General features: G+C 59.7%; 1 protein-coding gene. It reads left to right on the top strand.

Annotated features, from left to right (window positions below):
• The first annotated feature begins 44 nt into the window (after positions 1-44).
• Entirely contained in the window at positions 45-500 is a 456-nt protein-coding gene (locus tag AC1DRE_RS25150) for a tautomerase family protein (RefSeq protein ID WP_476987172.1), read from the top strand.
• Positions 501-523 lie beyond the last annotated feature (23 nt).

Here is a 523-nt window from a genome sequence, read left to right as displayed (position 1 = left end):
CCATCCAGTTCTGTTTCGTCAAAACAAACACAGGGAGAAAGACCATGCCACTCGCTCGCATCGACCTCACCGAAGGCAAGTCACCGGAGTACCGCCGCACGATCGCAGACGTCGTCTACGACCAGATGATCATTCACCTGGGTGTTCCGGAGGACCGCTTCCAGGTCGTCACCCAGCACCCCCGCGGCGAAGTCATCGCCGACCCCGACTACCTCGGTATCTACCGGTCCGAAGACGCCGTCTTCATCCAGCTGGTGTTCCTGAACGTCGCCACCCCCGAGCAGAAGGGCAACTTCTACAAGGCCGTGGTGGACGAGCTGCACGAGAAGCTGCTCCTTCGCACCGAGGACGTGTTCTTCAACCTGCAGACGGTTCAGCCGGCCGACTGGTCCATGGGCAACGGCATCGTCACCTACGCCAACGGGGTCCCCGCTGACCGACTCGACCCCAATAGTGTTCCGGCTGATTTCAAGTGGAACTTCCCACCACTGGAAACCTAAATCGGTTCTCGTACAGTCAACGC

The sequence above is a fragment of the Arthrobacter sp. P4_H3 genome (assembly GCF_056400885.1).
The sequence above is the reverse complement of the archived record's forward strand: the minus strand, read 5'-3'. Positions and strand labels throughout refer to the sequence as shown.